General features: G+C 46.4%; 1 protein-coding gene. It reads left to right on the top strand.

Going from position 1 to position 207, the window contains the following annotated elements:
• A partial coding sequence (locus tag ACO0KW_RS20555) for a hypothetical protein (RefSeq protein ID WP_423055201.1) occupies window positions 1-207 on the top strand: 207 nt, incomplete at both ends.

Here is a 207-nt window from a genome sequence, read left to right as displayed (position 1 = left end):
ATCCCTACGGAACATCCGTTGCGGTTGACCTTATCATCACGGTGAATGGCATCGCGGCGGTGGCCAATCCGATTAGTGCAAGTGTTTTGCAAAACAGTAATAACAACGTCATTATTTCGAGTATTACCGGAAATGCTAGCAGTATTGCCCTGTTCAGCTCACCAAGTAACGGAACTGCCAGCGTCAGTGGACTCTCCATTATTTATA

This window comes from Undibacterium sp. Ji22W (assembly GCF_049340305.1).
In the GTDB taxonomy this organism is placed as follows: domain Bacteria; phylum Pseudomonadota; class Gammaproteobacteria; order Burkholderiales; family Burkholderiaceae_D; genus Undibacterium.
The sequence above is the reverse complement of the archived record's forward strand: the minus strand, read 5'-3'. Positions and strand labels throughout refer to the sequence as shown.